Source organism: Granulosicoccus sp. 3-233, from assembly GCF_052681095.1.
In genome coordinates this window covers 239,688-258,653 of the sequence record NZ_JBQYLE010000005.1, presented here as the reverse complement: position 1 = coordinate 258,653, position 18,966 = coordinate 239,688, and the positions used below count along the sequence as shown (strand labels likewise).

At 57.7% G+C, this 18,966-nt stretch carries 19 protein-coding genes; 16 read left to right on the top strand and 3 right to left on the bottom strand.

Annotation, left to right across the window (positions count from 1 at the left end; translation table 11 throughout):
* The first annotated feature begins 121 nt into the window (after window positions 1-121).
* The 4 genes from ACUNV4_RS15275 to ACUNV4_RS15260 are packed head-to-tail and all read left to right on the top strand — an operon-like array spanning window position 122 to window position 3,538.
* Window positions 122-994, top strand: coding sequence for a MipA/OmpV family protein (locus ACUNV4_RS15275; protein ID WP_430879445.1), 873 nt, complete (start codon window positions 122-124; stop codon window positions 992-994).
* Window positions 984-1,499, top strand: coding sequence for a DUF3019 domain-containing protein (locus tag ACUNV4_RS15270; RefSeq protein ID WP_430879444.1), 516 nt, complete (start codon window positions 984-986; stop codon window positions 1,497-1,499). The genes ACUNV4_RS15275 and ACUNV4_RS15270 overlap by 11 nt, the downstream gene beginning before the upstream one ends.
* Before the next feature lie 3 nt (window positions 1,500-1,502).
* A complete protein-coding gene (locus tag ACUNV4_RS15265; RefSeq protein ID WP_430879443.1) occupies window positions 1,503-2,201 on the top strand; it encodes a response regulator in 699 nt (232 codons plus the stop codon).
* Window positions 2,201-3,538 carry an ATP-binding protein gene (locus ACUNV4_RS15260; protein WP_430879442.1) on the top strand — a complete coding sequence of 446 codons (1,338 nt, stop codon included), beginning with the start codon at window positions 2,201-2,203 and terminating at the stop codon, window positions 3,536-3,538. The genes ACUNV4_RS15265 and ACUNV4_RS15260 overlap by 1 nt, the downstream gene beginning before the upstream one ends.
* Here the strand turns inward: ACUNV4_RS15260 and ACUNV4_RS15255 are convergent, their stop codons facing one another.
* Window positions 3,539-3,964, bottom strand: coding sequence for a putative quinol monooxygenase (locus ACUNV4_RS15255; RefSeq protein ID WP_430879441.1), 426 nt, complete (start codon window positions 3,962-3,964; stop codon window positions 3,539-3,541).
* Between the two features lie 129 nt (window positions 3,965-4,093).
* Window positions 4,094-4,831: a DeoR/GlpR family DNA-binding transcription regulator gene (locus ACUNV4_RS15250; protein WP_430879440.1), complete on the bottom strand. Its 738-nt coding sequence runs from the start codon at window positions 4,829-4,831 to the stop codon at window positions 4,094-4,096.
* 189 nt (window positions 4,832-5,020) lie between these two features.
* On the opposite strand from ACUNV4_RS15250, the gene deoC reads away from it, so the two are divergent.
* The 7 genes from deoC (at window position 5,021) to ACUNV4_RS15215 (ending at window position 13,979) form a co-directional block, all read left to right on the top strand.
* Window positions 5,021-6,040 (top strand): deoxyribose-phosphate aldolase, encoded by a 1,020-nt coding sequence (gene deoC / locus ACUNV4_RS15245; protein ID WP_430879439.1) that lies wholly within the window; start codon window positions 5,021-5,023, stop codon window positions 6,038-6,040.
* 5 nt (window positions 6,041-6,045) lie between these two features.
* On the top strand, window positions 6,046-8,418 hold the full coding sequence (locus tag ACUNV4_RS15240; RefSeq protein WP_430879438.1) for an aldehyde dehydrogenase family protein: 2,373 nt from the start codon (window positions 6,046-6,048) through the stop codon (window positions 8,416-8,418).
* Between the two features lie 49 nt (window positions 8,419-8,467).
* Window positions 8,468-9,412, top strand: a complete 945-nt coding sequence (locus tag ACUNV4_RS15235) for a ribokinase (RefSeq protein ID WP_430879437.1) — start codon at window positions 8,468-8,470, stop codon at window positions 9,410-9,412.
* Window positions 9,412-10,287: a carbohydrate ABC transporter permease gene (locus tag ACUNV4_RS15230; protein ID WP_430879436.1), complete on the top strand. Its 876-nt coding sequence runs from the start codon at window positions 9,412-9,414 to the stop codon at window positions 10,285-10,287. The genes ACUNV4_RS15235 and ACUNV4_RS15230 overlap by 1 nt, the downstream gene beginning before the upstream one ends.
* The gene (locus tag ACUNV4_RS15225) at window positions 10,284-11,312 is read left to right on the top strand and encodes a carbohydrate ABC transporter permease (RefSeq protein ID WP_430879435.1); all 1,029 of its coding nucleotides are present in this window, start codon (window positions 10,284-10,286) and stop codon (window positions 11,310-11,312) included. The genes ACUNV4_RS15230 and ACUNV4_RS15225 overlap by 4 nt, the downstream gene beginning before the upstream one ends.
* A 27-nt stretch (window positions 11,313-11,339) precedes the next feature.
* Window positions 11,340-12,788: an extracellular solute-binding protein gene (locus tag ACUNV4_RS15220; RefSeq protein WP_430879434.1), complete on the top strand. Its 1,449-nt coding sequence runs from the start codon at window positions 11,340-11,342 to the stop codon at window positions 12,786-12,788.
* Window positions 12,789-12,893: 105 nt separating this feature from the next.
* Window positions 12,894-13,979 carry an ABC transporter ATP-binding protein gene (locus ACUNV4_RS15215; protein ID WP_430879433.1) on the top strand — a complete coding sequence of 362 codons (1,086 nt, stop codon included), beginning with the start codon at window positions 12,894-12,896 and terminating at the stop codon, window positions 13,977-13,979.
* 12 nt (window positions 13,980-13,991) lie between these two features.
* On the opposite strand, the gene ACUNV4_RS15210 is transcribed toward ACUNV4_RS15215, so the two are convergent.
* Entirely contained in the window at window positions 13,992-14,201 is a 210-nt protein-coding gene (locus tag ACUNV4_RS15210; protein WP_430879432.1) for a TOBE domain-containing protein, read from the bottom strand.
* A gap of 250 nt (window positions 14,202-14,451) precedes the next feature.
* Between ACUNV4_RS15210 and ACUNV4_RS15205 the strand changes: the two genes are divergently transcribed.
* The 5 genes from ACUNV4_RS15205 to ACUNV4_RS15185 all read left to right on the top strand — a co-directional run bounded on the left by ACUNV4_RS15205 (window position 14,452) and on the right by ACUNV4_RS15185 (window position 18,954).
* On the top strand, window positions 14,452-15,201 hold the full coding sequence (locus ACUNV4_RS15205; RefSeq protein ID WP_430879431.1) for a FadR/GntR family transcriptional regulator: 750 nt from the start codon (window positions 14,452-14,454) through the stop codon (window positions 15,199-15,201).
* 218 nt (window positions 15,202-15,419) lie between these two features.
* The gene (locus ACUNV4_RS15200) at window positions 15,420-16,484 is read left to right on the top strand and encodes an ABC transporter substrate-binding protein (protein ID WP_430879430.1); all 1,065 of its coding nucleotides are present in this window, start codon (window positions 15,420-15,422) and stop codon (window positions 16,482-16,484) included.
* A gap of 1 nt (window position 16,485) precedes the next feature.
* Complete coding sequence (locus tag ACUNV4_RS15195) at window positions 16,486-17,301, top strand: ATP-binding cassette domain-containing protein (protein WP_430879429.1); 816 nt, start codon at window positions 16,486-16,488, stop codon at window positions 17,299-17,301.
* A complete protein-coding gene (locus ACUNV4_RS15190; RefSeq protein ID WP_430879428.1) occupies window positions 17,288-18,472 on the top strand; it encodes a sugar ABC transporter permease in 1,185 nt (394 codons plus the stop codon). The genes ACUNV4_RS15195 and ACUNV4_RS15190 overlap by 14 nt, the downstream gene beginning before the upstream one ends.
* Window positions 18,473-18,492: 20 nt before the next feature.
* On the top strand, window positions 18,493-18,954 hold the full coding sequence (locus ACUNV4_RS15185; RefSeq protein ID WP_430879427.1) for a hypothetical protein: 462 nt from the start codon (window positions 18,493-18,495) through the stop codon (window positions 18,952-18,954).
* Window positions 18,955-18,966: the final 12 nt, after the last annotated feature.

Here is an 18,966-nt window from a genome sequence, read left to right as displayed (position 1 = left end):
GCTGCGCTGGATTGCCAGGCGAAAGGTTGCCTGCGGGCGATGTCTGTTACGCAGCGTTACAATGCGCGAGCGGGCGATATGGGTCAATGAGGGCCAGCTTCATCACCACACGGTTTTCGACATGGAATACGGGAAAAGGATTGTATTGGCGGTGCTGGCCATGACGACGCTGGGACAGGCTCACCCTGTCTGGTCGGCGGCTTCAGCTCGCGACCGTGCACCACCGGCACCGGAGTCGGCCCGAGAGAACGGTGGTTTTCTGGAATTGGGTCTGACCGCGCAGATCGAACGCCACGCACTGGCTCACAAGAACCCAGACGACAATGGCGATGGTGATTTTTCACTCGGCGTGATGGTCAGCGCCGGCTATCAACATGATCGCTACTTCGTGGAAGCCACCGATAGCTGGTTCGGAGGCCTGAATCTGGGTGTCAACCTGTTGCAGACTCCGGAGCTCAGCGTCGATCTGCTGCTGGCGAACATTGCCGGTCATATCTCGATCGAATCAGACGAGCCGCCCGCACCCGTCACCGAACAGGAACGCAATGATGCCATTCTGGACAGGGACAGCTTGTTCATCGCAGCCGGCACGCGCATCACGGCCTACCGGGGTGACAGCCTGCTGCAATTGCGTCTGCTGTCAGACTGGTACGATGACAACGGACTGCAGGCCAGTGCAAGGCTGGGTCATCGATGGCAGGTCGGCAACTGGAATTTTCAGGGGATTGTCGGTGCGCGCTACTACTCATCCACATTCAACAACTATCTGTACGGTGTGACCGATGCAGAGGCTTCACAGCGTTTTCCTTCCCATACGACGGGTCATGCCTGGATACCGGAAGTGGAGCTGGGTGCCAGCTATCCGTTGAGCAGGGATTGGGTTTACACATCGCGTCTGCGTTTCAAGCAATTGCCGGCGTCGGTCACGGACAGTCCCCTGGTGACGGATGATCAGGAGATATTCCTGACGACGGGAATTCACTATGTATTCTGATCAGGTTGACAGCGGAGGCTGCGTCTCGTGTGGCGATGCCGTTGGCAAGCGGCGCAGCTCGAGGCTTGCACGACGGCTGTCCCTGACGATGATGGGGGTGCTGATCTGTCTGCAGGCATCCGGCTTCCGGGGAACAGGCTTGCGTCATGCGCATGCCGAAGAGGGAAGTGGCGAGCGTTCTCCGGCAGCGACGGTGCAGCTGCAGGTGACCCCCTCAAGCTGCGTCGCGCTGCATCGAGGGCAAGTCTGCTTTCAGCGATTGCAGCTTCGCTGGAACAACCCTGAAGGTCGTCGTCTGTGCCTGTTTCATCAGCCATTGGAAGAGGCTCTGCATTGCACCACAGTCTCACCGGCAGTCTATCGACATGAGTATCGCTCGGCGGAGTCGGAAGTCTTCATCCTGCGTGAAGCGGTCTCGGGCGAGGTACTGTCCACGGCTACCGTGACCACGGCCTGGGTGTATCGCACGGGTAAACGCAGCTCCAGTGGTTGGAGGTTGTTCTGAGCCATGCACAGTGAGACGACACAGCATGTCATGGTGGTGGAAGATGATGAATCGCTTGCCCGCTGGATTGCAGACTATCTGGTTTCCCACGGCTATCTGGTGTCGATTGCAACCCGGGGTGACCTGGCTCTGCAGATGTTGCGAAACGACATGCCGGATGCACTGATTCTCGATCTCAATCTGCCGGTAATGGATGGTATCGAGGTGTGCCGCCAGGCTCGCGAGTTCTTTGCCCGGCCCATCATCATGATGACTGCGCGCGATACCGAGGCCGATGAAGTGAACGGCCTGGAGAGCGGGGCTGATGACTATCTGGCCAAGCCGGTCAGGCCCGGCATTCTGCTGGCTCGACTGCGCGCCTTGTTGCGTCGATCCAATCAGGAGCTGGCACCTGCCCTGATACGTATTGGTGGTCTGAGTATCGACGTCGAATCGCGTAGTGCCAGCCTCAACGACGAGGCAGTAGCCCTGTCGACGCTGGAGTTCGATGTACTGCAACTGCTGGCCGCCAATGTCGGAAAGTGCATGCGACGCGAGGATCTGATTGCCGAGATCAGAGGCATCGAATACGACGGCTTCGATCGTTCGGTGGATGTCTGTATCTCGCGGTTACGTCGAAAGCTGGAAGACGATGCGCAGGAGCCTCGGCGGATCAAGACGCTGCGCGGGGTCGGCTATCTGCTGGCCGCGGATGCCTGGTGATGTTCCACGGTCGACAGTCATCCATGCGACGTTTGAGTCTGTCACTGCTGCTGGTGGTGATCGTGGCGATTGTCGGTGCCGGCTGGGCAATGGACCGACTGTTTGCCAGGCTGGATCATGGGGATGATGACGACTTGCAGATCGCCGAGCAGCTTGGCTATCGCATGGTCACCTGGCTCGATGGCATCGAGACACTGCCAGCCGAGTCTGTCTTGCCAGCGTCGGACGAGGCCTACGATGCCTACCTGATTGCCCGAGACAGCATCGCCTTGCCCGAGCCGCTGGGAGTGCAGCTGGCCGACGGTCAGGTCGTGATGCTTGAATCCCGAAGGGGTGTCGCCCTGCATTTCCTGCTGCCAAAGTCGCAACGCATTCTGGTGCTGACGGTTCCGCAGCCATCCTCCGGGGGGACAGCCTTGCGTCTTCTACTGACCATTGTCTTCTACAGCTGCATTATCCTGTTGGTGCTGGTCTGGTTGTATCCGCTGATACGGCGCCTGCAGAAGCTGGCCACCGCTGCAAGATGCATAGGACAGGGAGATCTGTCGCAACGAATCGAGACCCGTCCAGCCAGTCAGTTATACGATATCGAGTCCGAGTTCAACGCCATGGCGCAACGAATCCAGGTGTTGATGGAGGATAACCGGATGCTCAGCAGTGCCGTCTCCCATGATTTGCGAACGCCTCTGGCACGTCTGCGCTTTGGTGTGGATGCACTGGATGAAACCTCACTGGATGCCAGACAAGGCGACTATGTGGCCAGAATCAGCAAGGATCTGGACAGTATGGAGCAGCTGGTGAATGTGCTGCTGGAATTTGCGCGTCTGGAGCAGCGGCTGGATGAGCTGCCGCGTCGTGCGGTGTCTCTGCTACCCATCGTTCAACAAGCCATCGACTCGCAAAGCCCTGATGCGTCGATGCGTGTCGAGACGCTGGTGATCGGGGATGTTCCAACGGTCATGGCCGATGAGCGCTACACCCTGATGCTGATCAACAACCTCATGCAGAATGCCGTTGCATATGCACGCAGCAGAATCCGGGTGTCCATCTCGGTGCAGGATGGACGCGTCAAGCTGCAGATCGACGATGACGGCCCCGGGTTTCCCGAACTGGAGGTCGAACGGCTGTTCAAGCCCTTCCAGAAGGGGAGTCTGCCGAATGTGCCTGATCAGGCAGTCCATGGCTATGGACTTGGCCTGGCCATCGTGGAGCGAATCGTACGCTGGCTGGGTGCCAGCGTGTCACTCGGCAGAAGTAGCGATCTGCAGGGAGCCAGGGTGACGGTCGGTTTCGGCATGCCGGAGATCACCGGCATGGCAGCAGCCGCAGTTGATTGATCAACGCTGGCGGTAGAAACCCGATTCCACCGCGGCATAGCTGAAGTTGACAGCCGAGAACCGGTCCTGCCAATACGCACGAGTGTCCTCATCCCAGTCGGCGTAGATGACCAGATCTATCTGGCCGGTGAGAATGCCGTTCGATAGTTGTTCGATATGATGGGCGACATGATTGCTGCCCAGATGAGCTTCCAGGGCAGCGGAATCCTCGAAAACTTCCAGCCAGCGAAAAACGGTTTCTATCTCGTTGCGACTGGATTGTGTCAGGGCGTGCACCAGCATGCCGGGTTCCTTTTCACGCACCAGGTCATCGATGATCTGGCCGAGTTCCAGGTAACGGGCAACGTTTTCGTTGGGAACATGTTCAAAGGCTTCCAGTGCCATGATCTTGTTGTCGCTGGGTACAGTCGTCTGCTGCTGGGTCACGTTTCCGGTCCTCGGTGGCTCGATCAGAAATGGTTGTGCGGCCCGTCGTCGGTGGGAAACCGCTGTTGCAGTCTATGCAACAAATGTTAGAAATACAACAAATCGCGCAAGGCTTGAACTTGAGTGGATTCAGCTGTCCGTAGCATCGAATTCGAAGGGGCCCTGTTCGGTAAGTACCAGGTCGAACTCATCCAGGGCCGCATAACGGGCTGGCAGCACCTTGCCGATCTTGCTGCTGTCCGCCACCAGAATCTTGCGAGTGGTGCTGGCCATTGCAGCCTGTTTGACACGGATTTCGTTGAAGTGGGTGCAGGTAGCGCCCAGTTCGCCATGGATGCCTGCGGCCGAGAAGAAGCCTGTGTTGATACCGAGGCGATCGAACATGGACTCGGCGCCCAGGCCATGAAAGGAGGTAGTCGGTGGATGATATTCACCACCGATCATGATCAGTTTGACGTTGGGTTTTCTGACGGCTCGATCAGCAACATTCATGGCACAGCAGATAACGGAAATCTCCAGTTCCAGAGGCAGAAGGTCCATCAGGTGTACCAGAGTTGTACCACTATCGACGAATATCATGTCTGCGTTGATGGCATGTGGCAGGCATTGCTCGCAAGCCCGGATCTTTTCGCTTTCGTGCAGATCAGCGGCGAGCCCCAGGTCGTAGGGCCGTCGGTTGGACAGTTGATTGGCCGGCACGATATGACCGCCCAGATATTCGAACTTGTCCGGATTGGCCCGGATATCACGGCGGATGGTCATCTCCGAGACATCGAGTATCTCTGCCGCATCTCGAATGTGCGTACTGGACCGGGTTGTGATCAGGTCCAGCAATCTGGAGAGGCGATTTTGCTTGCGATTGCCCACTGTGAGACTCCGACTGTTAGCGGATGGGTTGAGGAGAACCCCACCAATAATGCCTGTTTCTGGAGGTGCTTTCAAAAATATATGTAAAAAACCTAACAAATAATGTTTACATTCTGACAAAAATAGGCGACTCTTATGTGGAAAGTTCAAAGGACCTATTCTCATGTTGGTATCCAGGCGACGTCTGTCATGAGTGACAGCGCCAGAAAAGCCGAAATCGTTGCCCCCGCGCCAGAACCTTCCGACGATCATGCCGTGACGGTGCAACGCAATACAGGCATGCCGTTGGACTCGGGGTTGGTCGAAGCTGTGCGCATCAACCGCTCGGCCGCAGACCGGCGCATCAGTGCGTTGTCGGGCAGGCGCTCCATCAAGAAGGACGCTCAGGCGGCCTGGTTGCTCAAGGCCATCAGCTGCATGGATCTGACAACGCTGAACGGTGACGATACGGAAGGGCGTGTGCGGCGTCTTTGCGCCAAGGCAGTCAATCCGGTCCGTCAGGATCTGCTGCGAGCCATGGGAATGGAACAGAGGCATATCACGACCGCCGCCGTGTGTGTCTACCACCGCTTCGTGCCTGTGGCGGTCAGTGCATTGCAGGGTAGTGGCATACCGGTGGCGGCGGTATCAACCGGGTTCCCGGCCGGCCTGTCTCCCCACCACCTGAAACTGCAGGAAATCGAGGCATCCGTGGCCGCCGGCGCCCGCGAGATCGATATCGTCATCACACGCGAACACGTGCTGACTGGTAACTGGCAGGCCTTGTATGCCGAAATGAAGGACTACCGTGAGGCCTGTGGCGAGGCACATGTAAAGGCTATTCTGGCCACCGGAGATCTCAAGACACTGAACAATATCGCGCGTGCCAGCCTGGTTTGCATGATGGCGGGTGCCGATTTCATCAAGACATCCACTGGCAAGGAAGCCGTTAATGCCACGCTGCCGGTCACGATGGTCATGTTGCGCATGATCCGTCAGTACCAGTCGCTGACAGGATTTCCTGTCGGCCATAAACCGGCGGGTGGGGTATCGAAGGCCAAGGATGCTCTGTCCTATCTGGCGCTGGTAAAGGAAGAGCTGGGCGATGCCTGGCTGACACCCGAACTGTTTCGTTTCGGGGCATCCAGTCTGCTGGGTGATATCGAGCGGCAACTGGAACACCATGTCGAGGGCGCTTATAGCGCTCATCACCGCCACCCGATCGGATAACCCACGTGAACGTAGCCAACTACTTTGACACCATGTCCTACGGTCCAGCTCCCGAGAGCGACAAGGAAGCGCGGCAATGGCTGGCGACCCATCAGAATGGCTTCGGTCATTTCATCAATGGTGAGTTCACTAGCGTCGGCGATGAAAGCTTCGAGACCTTCGAACCGGCAACGGGTGCCACACTTGCACGACTATCGACGGCTCAACAGAGCGATATCGATGCGGCAGTGAAATCGGCACGCGCTGCTCAGGCAGCCTGGGCGGCGCAACCCGGGCATGCTCGAGCAAAGGTTCTCTATGCGCTGGCAAGAATCATCCAGCGACATGCACGCCTGATTGCCGTGGTGGAAGCACTGGACAACGGCAAGCCCATCCGGGAAACCCGTGATATCGACATCCCGCTGGCCGCTCGTCACTTCTACCATCATGCCGGCTGGGCGCAGCTTCAGGACAGCGAGTTTCCGACTCATTCGGCCATTGGCGTTGTTGGCCAGATCATTCCGTGGAACTTTCCCTTCCTGATGATGGCCTGGAAAATAGCTCCGGCTCTGGCGCTGGGCAATACGGTGGTGCTCAAGCCCGCTGAATACACCTCGCTGACGGCGCTGCTGTTTGCGGAACTGGCAGCTTCTGCCGGTTTACCGGATGGTGTGTTGAACATCGTGACAGGTGACGGTAAGACCGGTGCATTGCTGGTCGAACATGCCGACGTGGACAAGATTGCCTTCACCGGGTCCACGGCTGTGGGCAAGTGGATCCGTAAAGCCACGGCCGGCAGTGGCAAGTCGCTGACCCTGGAGCTGGGCGGGAATTCACCGTTCATCGTATTCGAAGATGCCGATCTGGATGCGGCCGTCGAGGGTGTCGTTGATGCCATCTGGTTCAATCAGGGACAGGTCTGCTGCGCTGGCTCACGGATTCTGGTGCAAGAGGGTGTCGCCGAGGATTTTCATGCCCGATTGCGGTTGCGCATGTCGCATCTGCGCCTGGGTCTGTCGCTGGACAAATGTATCGATATGGGCTCACTGGTGGCCCCGGTACAGTTGCAACGTGTCGAAGCCATGGTGCAGCAGGGTGTGGAGGCGGGAGCGACGCTGTTCCAGCCTGACATCGAGATACCGGCCGGTGGCAGTTTCTATCCGCCGACACTGCTCAGCAATGCCGACCCGACCTCATCCGTGGTATGTGAGGAAATCTTCGGTCCGGTGGTGGTGTCCATGACATTCCGCACTTTCGATGAAGCCATCGCGCTGGCCAATCACACGCGCTACGGTCTGGCTGCCAGTGTCTGGAGTGAATCCGTCAATCAGTCACTGGAAGTGGCTGCCGCACTGGAGGCGGGAATCGTCTGGATCAACACGACCAATGCAATGGACGCCAGCGTCGGCTTTGGCGGGCGCAAGGAAAGCGGTTTCGGCCGTGAGGGTGGGCGTGAAGGCTGCCTGGATTACCTGAAGCCCGATGTCTGGATGAAAGCGCCGAAACGTGTCGATCCTGAAGGCATGGCCATTGCCGCCAAGGGGGCATCGTTCGGCATGGACAGAACCGCGAAGCTGTTCATCGGTGGTCGGCAGGCGCGACCGGATGGAAACTACTCTCGAGCAGTGGTATCCCCGAAAGGTGAATGTCTGGGAGAGGTGGGCGAAGGCAACCGGAAGGATATCCGCAACGCGGTAGAGGCAGCGAGAGGGGCGGCCAGCTGGGCGAGCAAGACTGCCCACAACCGAGCTCAGATCCTGTACTACCTAGCGGAAAACCTGTCGATACGCGAGGCGGAGTTTGCCGTCCGTGTTCGAGACATGACCGGTGTGACGGTCAAGCAGGCGCAGGCTGAAGTGGAGGCCTGCATATCGAGGTTGTTCAGCTATGGCGCCTGGGCCGACAAGTTCGAAGGAGCCGTACACCTGCCGCCCATCAAGGGGGTGACGCTGGCGCTACCGGAAGCGCAGGGCGTGGTTGGTGTCGTCTGCCCGGCGGAAGCTCCCTTGCTGGGATTCATCAGCCTGGTCGCACCGTTGCTGGCGACGGGTAATCGTTGCGTTGTCGTTCCCAGCGAAGCGGCTCCCTTGTCCGCCACGGATTTCTATCAGGTACTGGAAACCTCGGACGTACCAGCCGGGGTGATCAACATTGTCACGGGCAATGCGCTGGAACTGGCGGATACCCTGAGCAAGCACAACGATGTGGATGCGCTGTGGGCCTTCGGTGGGCCGACCATGACCAGACTGGTCGAAGAACAGTCGGCAGGCAATCTGAAGAGAGTCTGGAGTGGATTCGACAGACAGATCGACTGGTTGGATCCTCGGGTAGGAGAAGGCCACGAGTTTCTGAACCGGGCAACGGATATCAAGAATATCTGGGTTCCCTACGGAGAATAGACAGCCGTGCAAGTGGCATTGAAGGCAGATATCAGCAAGAGGTGGGGCAATGCGTGAGCAAACGGGAGTATCCGTACTGGGGATCTTTGTCGCGGACACGGCCTACCAGGCCTCCCGCATGCCGAGCATCGGCGAAACGCTGACGGGAAGCGGCTTCTCGATGGGACCCGGTGGCAAGGGTTCGAACCAGGCTGTGGCCGCAGCTCGTGCTGGTGCCGTCACCCGCTTCATCAGCAAGCTTGGCGATGACACCTTCGGCAAGCTGGCACTGGATACCTATCGTGAAGTCGGTGTCATTCCCGAACTGGACATCATGGCGGATTTTCCGACTGGCGCAGCTTTCATTTTCGTCAATGACACCACGGGGGAGAATGCCATCATCGTCTACCCGGGGTCCGGTGGCACGATAACGGCGCAGGATGTCGAGCAACGGCGCAGTGTCATCGAATCATCGAAAGTCTTTGTCACGCAGCTCGAACAACCCGTTGAGGCCGCTGTGCGCGGTCTGGAAATCGCTCGCAATGCGGGTGTCACGACGTTGTTCAATCCGGCGCCTGCCGAGCCATTCCCCGAGCAGATGCTGACACTGTGCGATTTCATCATCCCCAATGAGACTGAAACAAGGGACATTGTCGGCTTCCCGGTCACCACGATCGATGAGGCCAGAGCCGCCGCAGTCGAGTTACGCAAGCGTGGAGCCGGGGGCGCCCTGATCACTCTGGGGGAGAAGGGGGTCTATGTGCTCACGGATGAAGTCGATGCGCATGTGCCCGCGATGTGCAATGCGCCAGTGATTGATACCAGTGGTGCCGGAGATGCATTTGTCGGTGGTTTCTCGGCGGCTCTGGCATCTGGAGAAGCGGTGCTGGAGGCGGTGCGCTTCGGTTGTGCTACTGCAGGAGTTTCCGTCACCCGGCGTGGTACTGCGCCATCGATGCCCGACCGGCAGGAGGTACAGACCTTGCTGGATCATGTTGCAGGTGCTGTCAGCTGATGACTCGCGAAGATCCCGTCAAGCATTTCTTCCTGTGGCCAGCCGTGCTGATCGTGCTGGTCATGGCCATTTTTCCGTTGATCTATTCGCTTGCGAACAGCTTCATGAGTCTGCGGCTGATTCCACCCAGACCAGCGCGTTTCGTCGGACTGGAAAACTATGCCGATCTGATGGTGGACGATCGTTTCTGGCAGGTGGTCAGCACCACAAGTTTCATTGCCTTTACCTCGGTGACCTTGCAGTTTGTCATCGGTTTTGCCATAGCGCTGTCGTTGGTCAAGCGTGTGCCGGGCGCCGATTTCTTCCGTGTCAGTTTCCTGTTGCCCATGCTGGTTGCACCGGTAGCGGTAGCGCTGGTTGCTCGACAGATACTGAACCCGACCATGGGACCGCTGAATCAGCTGACCAGCTTTTTCGGTTTTTCCAATCTGCCGTTCCTGACGGAAACCAAGTGGGCACTGGGATCACTGATCGTGGTGGAGATCTGGCAATGGACACCGCTGGTGATCCTGCTGCTGCTGGCCGGGCTGCAGAGTCTGCCGGAAGATGTCTATGAGGCAGCCGAGCTGGAGAACGCCAGCGCCTGGCAGCAATTCTGGGGTATTACCTTTCCATTGATGCTGCCCATGTCGGCAGCGGTCTATTTCATCCGGATCGTGGAGAGTTTCAAGATCATCGACACGGTCTTCGTCATGACCGGAGGTGGGCCTGGTGTATCCACCGAAACACTGACATTGTATGCCTACCAGGAAGGCTTCAAGAAATTCAATCTGGGGTATACCTCGGCTCTGTCGTTCATGTTTCTGGCGGTGGTTCTGATCATCAGTCTGGTGTATCTGGCGATACTCAAGCCCCATCTGGAGAAGTACAAATGAGCGTAAGGGACCTGAAGGGCAGCAAACGCTACTGGGTGCTGTTCGCCTGCCTCATCTGGCTGGTATTCACCCTGTTTCCACTCTACTGGGTGGCCATTACCTCGCTCAAATCTCCGGTTGATGTGGTTGGCGGGCCGACCTACATCCCCTTCGTCGATTTTCAGCCCACGCTCAAAGCCTGGAGGGAGCTGTTCAGTGGCGCGCGAGGAGGGTTCTTTTCAACGTTCTGGGCTTCCACCATCGTCGGTCTGTCGGCATCCGTGATTGCCACTCTGATCGGTAGCATGGCCGCCTATGCGCTGGTCCGGTTTCCGTTCAAGGTACGACTGGCCAGTGGCATCGGATTCTTCATCGTTGCCATGGGAGGCTATCTGCTGGGTAGAGAGGTCTTCGGGGTCAATCCTGCAATGGCTTCGATTGTGGCATTCTGTATCGCGCTGGCCTTGTCGATCTTTCTCAACCGTTTTGCGCTGCCAGGACCGGTTCTGGGCAATGACGACATCATTTTCTGGTTTGTCAGTCAGCGCCTGTTTCCACCAATCGTTGTCGCCTTTGCCCTGTTTCTGCTGTACACCGAAATGGGGAAGCTGGGTTTCAAGATGACGGATACCTATTTCGGGCTGACACTGGCCTACATCGCTTTCTCGCTGCCCATTGTGGTCTGGTTGATGCGCGATTTCATCGCCATCCTGCCGGTGGATGTGGAAGAGGCGGCATTGGTGGAGAACGTACCATCGTGGCGCATTTTCTTCGGCATCGTCCTGCCGATGGCGCGGCCCGGCCTGATAGCAACTTTCGTGATTACGCTGGCGTTCGTCTGGAACGAGTTTCTGTTTGCTCTCTTCCTGACCAACTCCAAGTGGCAAACCCTGCCAATTCTCGTTGCCGGGCAGAACAGCCAGCGCGGTGACGAGTGGTGGGCCATTTCGGCGGCCGCTCTGGTGGCCATCATCCCGATGGTCATCATTGCGGGACTACTCGGACGCCTGATGCGCTCCGGGTTGACTATCGGCGCAGTCAAATAAGACAAGCTTTACCCTGAGGAGAAAACCATGAAGAAAGTGTTGAAGCAGACGTCCCTGGCAGTTGCTGCCGTGTTGGCAGCTCCGGCTGTCTGGGCCGAGTGTTCGCCGGATTTTTCCGGTGTCGAGATCACGGCTACCACCCAGACAGGTCCCTATATTGCTTCGGCCCTGCAAAATGCAGCGAAAGGCTGGGAGGCTCAGACTTGTGGTACCGTCAAGGTGGTCGAGTTCCCATGGTCGGAGCTGTATCCGAAGATCGTCACCACGCTGGCATCGGGGGATGATGCATTCGACGTGATTGCCTTTGCCCCGGCCTGGGCACCGGATTTTACGCCCTATCTGTCGGAAATGCCGGCAAGTTACCAAGAGGGTGAAGACTGGCAGGACATCGCTCCCGTTTATCGCGAATCTCTGATGGTCTGGAACGGCAAGGTCCTGTCACAGACCATGGACGGCGACGTTCATACCTATACGTATCGTATCGACCTGTTCGAAGACGAGGCCAACAAGGCCAGGTTCAAGGAAAAGTACGGCTATGATCTGGCCATTCCCACAACCTGGACAGAGTATCTGGACATTGCTGAATATTTTCAGGACAACGTCGACGGTGTCTGGGGCACTGCCGAAGCCTTCCGCCGGGGTGGTCAGCAATTCTGGTTCCTGTTCAGCCATGCGGCTGCCTATACCAGTCACCCTGATCACCCGGGATCGATGTTCTTCGATCCTGACACCATGGATGCCCAGATCAACAATCCGGGCTGGGTGAAGGGCCTGGAAGAGTATATTCGTGCCTCTGAACTGGCTCCACCCAGCGCCCTGAATTTCTCCTTCGGAGAAGTCAATGCCGCATTTGCAGGCGGGCAGGTTGCCCAGTCCATCGGTTGGGGTGATACCGGCGTCATTGCTGCCGATCCCGAGCAATCCAAGGTGGCGGGTAATGTCGGTTCCGCGGTGCTTCCCAGTGCCAGGGAGGTCTATAACTACAAGACGGGTGAGTGGGACAAGTTCGATGAAGTGCTGAACACGCCTTTCATGGCATTCGGCGGTTGGCAGGCAGCCGTGCCCGAGATGTCCGGCAAGAAGGACGCAGCCTGGGACTTCATTTCGTACCTGTCCAGTCCTGAAGTATCCGGAGAGGCGACAGTGACTGGCGGTACAGGCGTCAACCCATACCGGATTTCTCACACCACCAACATGGAACGCTGGGCCAGCATTTTCTCCGAGCGCGAAGCAACGGAATATCTGGGCGCACAGCAGGCATCGGTCACGGCCGACAATGTTGCCTTGGACATGCGACTGCCAGCGTATTTTTCCTATACGGAAATTCTGGAGATCGAACTGTCAAAGGCCTTGTCCGGGGATGTCACTCCCCAGGAAGCGCTGGATACCGTTGCAGCGGGCTGGAACGAGCTGACGGATGATCTGGGTCGGGAAGAGCAACTGGCAGCCTATCGGGCTTCCATGGGACTCAACTGATCCGGATTCGTTTCCATCAAGTGAAGACTGCTCTTTCGGGGTCATGCCCGGAGGAGCAGTTCTGAGACTGGCGATAGCCGAGTACGGCTGAATGAACACGTAGAAATGGCCACAATAAACATCGAGAATGTCACCAAGTCGTTTGGCGAAGTGGAAGTGATTCCCGCGCTTGACCTGCAAGTCGCCGATGGCGAATTCGTCGTGCTGGTCGGACCATCAGGTTGCGGCAAGACCACGACGCTGCGAATGATTGCAGGGCTGGAAACCGCCACAAGCGGAACTGTCAGCATCGGTCCGCGAGATGTGACTCATCTACGACCGGGCTTGCGCAATTGCGCCATGGTCTTTCAGTCCTATGCGCTGTTTCCTCACATGACAGTCGGTGAGAACATCACTTATGGCATGAAGGTTCGTGGAGAGGGCAAGCGGAAAGCCGCTGCAGCGATGAAGGAGGCATCCCGCATTCTCAATCTGGACGAGTATCTGGATCGCAAGCCTGCCGAGTTATCGGGTGGGCAACGTCAGCGAGTGGCTATCGGCCGGGCGCTGGTTCGCGATCCGGACGTTTTTCTGTTCGACGAACCCCTGTCGAACCTGGATGCCAAATTGCGTATCGAGATGCGCACCGAAATCAAGCAATTGCATCGACGACTCAAGAGCACCATCGTGTACGTCACACACGATCAGGTAGAGGCGATGACCATGGCTGACCGGGTGGTAGTGATGCAGGGTGGCGTCATAGAGCAGGCCGCTGATCCCATCACGCTGTACGAACGACCACGAAATCTGTTTGTGGCATCGTTCATTGGTGCTCCCAGCATGAATATGCTGGCAGGACAGATTGCCATGGAAGATGAGCAGCCTGTGTTTGTCAGCAACAGCGGCTTCCGTGTTCCGGCACCTGCCCATCTGGCCAGCGTTGCCGGCGAAGCGATGGTTCTGGGTATTCGTCCTGAGCATACCGGTGAGGATTCAACCCTGGGACCTTGCATCAATGCGTCGGTTATCGAAATGGAACCTCTCGGCCCGCATACCCTGCTGATAGGAAAGGTGGGGGACGAGAGGTTCACCGCGCAGATGCCAGCCAGCAACAAGTCGCAACCGGACGACATCGTCGAGGTGTATCTGGATCGCAGCAAGATGCATTTCTTTCGTGCTTCAGATGGGCTGGCACTGCGCGAGTCGGACTAGACCAGCCGGGTTTCAGTCCACAGCCACCATCACATCGGATGCCTTGACGATGGCGTAGGCCGTTGCGCCTTCCGTGAGTCCAAGATCGGCCACCGCGGCATTGGTGATCATGGAAGTGATGACGGCGCCATTGCCGACATCAATGCGTACCGTGCTGTTGACAGCACCTTTTTCGATGGCGATGACAGTGCCCTTGAGTTGATTGCGTGCGCTGAGTTTCATGCCTGGTAACTCCGATAGATGCAAGAGAGAGTGAAAATTCCGGGCGAACTTTTAACATGCCAATGCCGACTCAGGCAAGATTTTGCTGGTTCCTGGGGCGCAAAGAGTGCGACAGCTCCCGTTGGCGTTACCTTGAGCCATTCAAGGCAAGGAGGAGCATTGGTGAGTGATTACCGGTGGTTTCCCGGCGATCGTGGAAAAAGGAAAAGAAAAGTCTGGACAAGCCAAACATCAGATGTTTGAATAAGGCATGTCTGAATTACTCTACTACGATCTGAAAGGTGCTTCGGGCGTTGCCCCCGGATTGGCGACGCAGATCTGTCGCGAGATCGGCCGACGAATCGTGGCAGGCTCTCCGTCTGCGGGCGAGCTGATCAGCGATGAGACCACATTCGCCGAACGCTTTGGCGTGAGCAAGTCCGTCATTCGTGAAGCCATCAAATTGCTGGTCGGCAAGGGATTGGTTGAGGTCAAACGTGGAAGTGGCACGCGAGTCAGGGATCGTTCCAACTGGATGTTGTTCGACGACGATGTACTTGCCTGGCATCAATCGGCCAAGCCAAGCCCGGACTTCCTGCGTCAGTTGATGGACATACGCCTGGTGATCGAACCCAAGGCTGCATCCTGGGCTGCCAGCGTTGGAACGCCGGATAGCCATGCCGCGATCGAAGCCGCTCAGCTGAGAATGGAGCAGGAAAAGCGCGCCGTAGAAGACTTCGTGATGGCTGATGCCTTTTTTCATCGGGCCATTCTGCATGCCGCGAATAACGAATTCCTGCGCTCGATGGAAGGTGTCATCTTTTCCGCCTTGCTGACGTCCATCCGGCTGACCAATGATGATCCTCGCAAGAACGAGGATTCCATCCCATTTCACCGAGAGGTATGCGATGCCATTCTTGCACGCGATGCCGCTCTGGCAGAACAGAAGATGTCGACCTTGCTGACAGATGCCCACCAGCGTATGACGCGGGCGGTAAGCGACTATGGCAATACCGATTGATTGAATGAAGGCCGGCATCGATCGGCCACAGCGGTGATGCTCTTGTGCCAGCCGCTCTCTGAGTAATGCCCGGACTCGACCGGTGGGTGAGCCCGGTCCACAAGCAACCCTGGATTTTCGGCCTGGGCCTCCCCGTGCCCGCAGGAAAGTACCTGGAGTTGTTACCACCAACACCGCGACGCAGTGTTGCGTCATCAATATCATGAGGAGCGAAACAGATGATTTTCAATGAATGCAGACGTGCTGTGAGTATCGCCATGGCCTCGCTGATGCTGGCCGGGGCAGGTGCAGCCAACGCTGAAGACATGGTGGCCCTGCTGCTGCCCGAGAACGTGAATCCGCGTTGGGAAAGCCAGGATGCCATGTTCTTCAAGGAATCCATGGCGAAGCTGTCACCTAGTGTCAGAGTTGAAGTATTCAACGCCAACAACGACACTACAGCGCAACAGCGTCAGGCCGAGCAGGCATTGACACAAGGTGCAAAAGTGCTGGTGGTCATTTCGATAGACGGAGAGAGTTCGGCAATCATTGCGGACAGTGCCGCCGAAGCAGGCGTGCCGACCATTGCCTATGATCGCCTGATAAACTCGGAAAACAACGCAGTCTGGATCCAGGCTGATCTGGTCGGTATGGGCTACGACCAGGCCATGCATGTCATCGACAACACGGAGGACGGAGACACACTTGTCATGTTGAAAGGCTCTCCAACCGACCCGGGTGCTCACGATATCTACAAGGGCCAGGTCAAGGCGCTGCAACCGTTGTACGACAGTGGCAAACGAGTGCTTGGCTATGAGAACTGGACACAGGGTTGGGATCCTGCCATAGCCCGTCGTTCGATGGATCAGGCCCTGACTCAACTGAACAACGAGGTACAGGGTGTCGTGTCATCCAATGACGGTAATGCCGGTGCAGCGATCGCATCCATGGAAGAGCAGGGAATGGCCGGAACTGTGCCGGTATCCGGACTTGATTGCACCGTGCAGGCACTACAGTTGATGTTGCTGGGCAAGCAGACCCAGTGCGGCTGGAGGCCTCTGTCCGAAATGGCGCACGCCGCCGCCGAAGTCACCATACGCATGCTTGAAGGTAAGGATTTCTCGGACCTGGCGACAGAGACCGTGACGGTCGGCATGGGGGCCGAGGTGCCGTTCGTGCCTGTCGGTTCCTATTCGGCGGTAGGTGAAGAAGGTGTTGGCTACGTGATCGAGCATGATTCCTCGGTCAGCAAGGAAATGGTCTGCGAAGGTGTTGCCGCAGAAACAGATTTCTGCGCGAGCTGAAATGAGTTCTACAGCAGCAGTGGTGGGGCATCAGTCCCCACCGGCTCACCTGCAGGTGACGGGAATCGGCAAGAGCTTTGGCGGTGTGGAAGCGCTGCGTGAAGTCGATTTCGAAGTAGCTCGGGGTGAGGTCATGGCCTTGGTCGGCGACAACGGTGCTGGCAAGTCCACCTTGATGAAGGTACTTGCCGGAGCCATTGCTGCTGATCAGGGCAGTTTCCGGATGGATGGCGAACCGGTGAGTGTCGCTACACCATTGGACGCGACTGCGCTGGGTATCCAGATTGTCTATCAGGATCTTGCGCTTTGCGAGAACCTGGATGTGTCAGCCAATCTGTCTCTGGGAGCGGAGCCCTTGAAACCGGGGTGGACGTTTCTGCCGAGGTTCCTGCGTCCAATCGATGAAATTGAGATGGAAGTCAAGGCGAAGGCTGCCATCGACAGACTGCAAGTGCGGACCTTGCGCTCAGTCAGGGCGAAGGTAGGAGGCCTGTCTGGTGGACAGCGACAGGCCATTGCCATAGCGCGAGCTGTGGGAGCGGAGAGTTCGGTGGTGCTGCTTGATGAACCAACCGCCGCTCTGGGTGTTGCACAGACCCGACAAGTACTGGATGTGGTCAAGCGTCTGCGCGATACCGGTCATGCGGTTGTCTACATTTCCCATAATCTGCGCGACATCTTCGAGGTGGCAGACCGAATTTGCGTACTCAGGCATGGCGCGAATGTCGCCACCTGGCGTACCTCGGACACCACGCCAGATGAAATCGTGGTGGCCATGACACGTGGTCTGGAGGAGGGGTCCGATGACGCGATCTGATTCAGGATTGTCTGTGGGGCAACGATTCAGACAATTACGTGAAACGCGGTTCGGCGCTTTCGTCCCTGTCATGCTGGCGCTGATTGCCATATGGATCTACTTCGGCATCGCGGAACCGGCCTTTCTGAGCCCTCGTAATTTCTATTTTCTGTTCATGCAGTCGGCCGTGGTGGGCACGCTGGCAGTAGGCATTACCCTGGTCCTGCTGTTGGGTGATATCGATCTGTCCGCAGCGGCGACCGCTGGTGTCTGTGCGGCCGTACTGGCGGTGCTGATCGTCATGGGCGTTCCGGGGCCGATTGCCTGTCTCGCGGCCATGCTCACCGGCATCGTTCTGGGCTTCGTGCAGGGGTGGCTTGTGGCTTATGTCGGTATTCCCTCATTTGTCGTGACACTGGCCGGGTTGCTGGGTTTTCAGGGGCTGATGCTGAAGATTCTGGGGGCGCAGGGTGCCGTGAACATGCGAGACCCTTTTGTGCGATCTCTGACCACCGTCAGTCTGCCTCCCATGCTTGGCTGGGCTGTGGCCATTGTGTGCATCGTCGTTTTTGCGGTGGTGGTCCTGCGGCGGCAGTCACAACGCAGGCAGCGCGGTGTCGAGTTGGAATCGGCTCTGGCGCTGTGGGGACAGATCGGATTCTTTGCCCTCATTCTGCTGGCAGTGGTCATGACACTCAACAGCTACAAGGGTGTTCCGTTACTGGTGATCCTGCTGGTGGGGCTGACCGCCTTGCTGGGCTGGATCACGACGTCAACCCCCTTCGGTCGTTCGCTGTATGCCGTTGGCGGCAATGCCGAGAGTGCCCGGCGAGTCGGCATGAACGTCAACTACATTCGCATTGCTGCGTTCGCGATCGTCGGCCTCATGGCAGCCGTTGCCGGGATTCTCGGTGCTTCGCGCTACGCCTCGGTGTCCTTCAACGCTTTCGCCGGCGGCCCCTTGCTGCTGGAGGCGATAGGCGCTGCGGTCATTGGTGGAACGTCTCTGTTTGGCGGGCGTGGCTCGGTCTGGAACGCGATTCTTGGCGCGTTGGTGATCGGTTCGCTTGGCAACGGTCTGGATCTGTCGGGTGCCAGTGCAGCGGACAAACTGATGTTCTCTGGCGCCATACTGTTGTTGGCGGTCGCCATCGATGCGCTGTCCAGAGCCGGCAGTACGCAGCAACGCTAGCAACAGGCGAGGAGACCATCATGGGACATCAGTTGAGCAATGAACTTGTCAACGTGCTCGAGCAGATCCTGGAGCTGTTGATTCCAGGCAATGTGACGGCGGCAATCGAGTCCGGAAATTCGCCGGGCGTCATGGCATTCCTGCAGCAAGCGCTGCAGGACGACGATGTGCTGTACGAACGGATTCGGACGTTGCTGACTGCGGCATCCGAACCCACGAGAACCTCTGCCAACGCATCGCAAGCTGTACTCACTGCCGATCTGTTGTGTCTGCTCGAGTCCGATCATCCTCAGGCGTTTGCCAGTCTGTTGCGGTTGACCTATATGGCGTATTACAGCCGCGCTGATGCTCGCAGACAATTGGGTCTGGGGCCCTGGCCGGTACATCCTCAGGGTTATACGGTAGCTGCGGAGTCTGCGGAGTTGCTGCAGACCCTGACCGCACCGGTCAGGGCTCGTGGTCCTTTCTATCGGCCCTGCTGAACCATCAAGCTC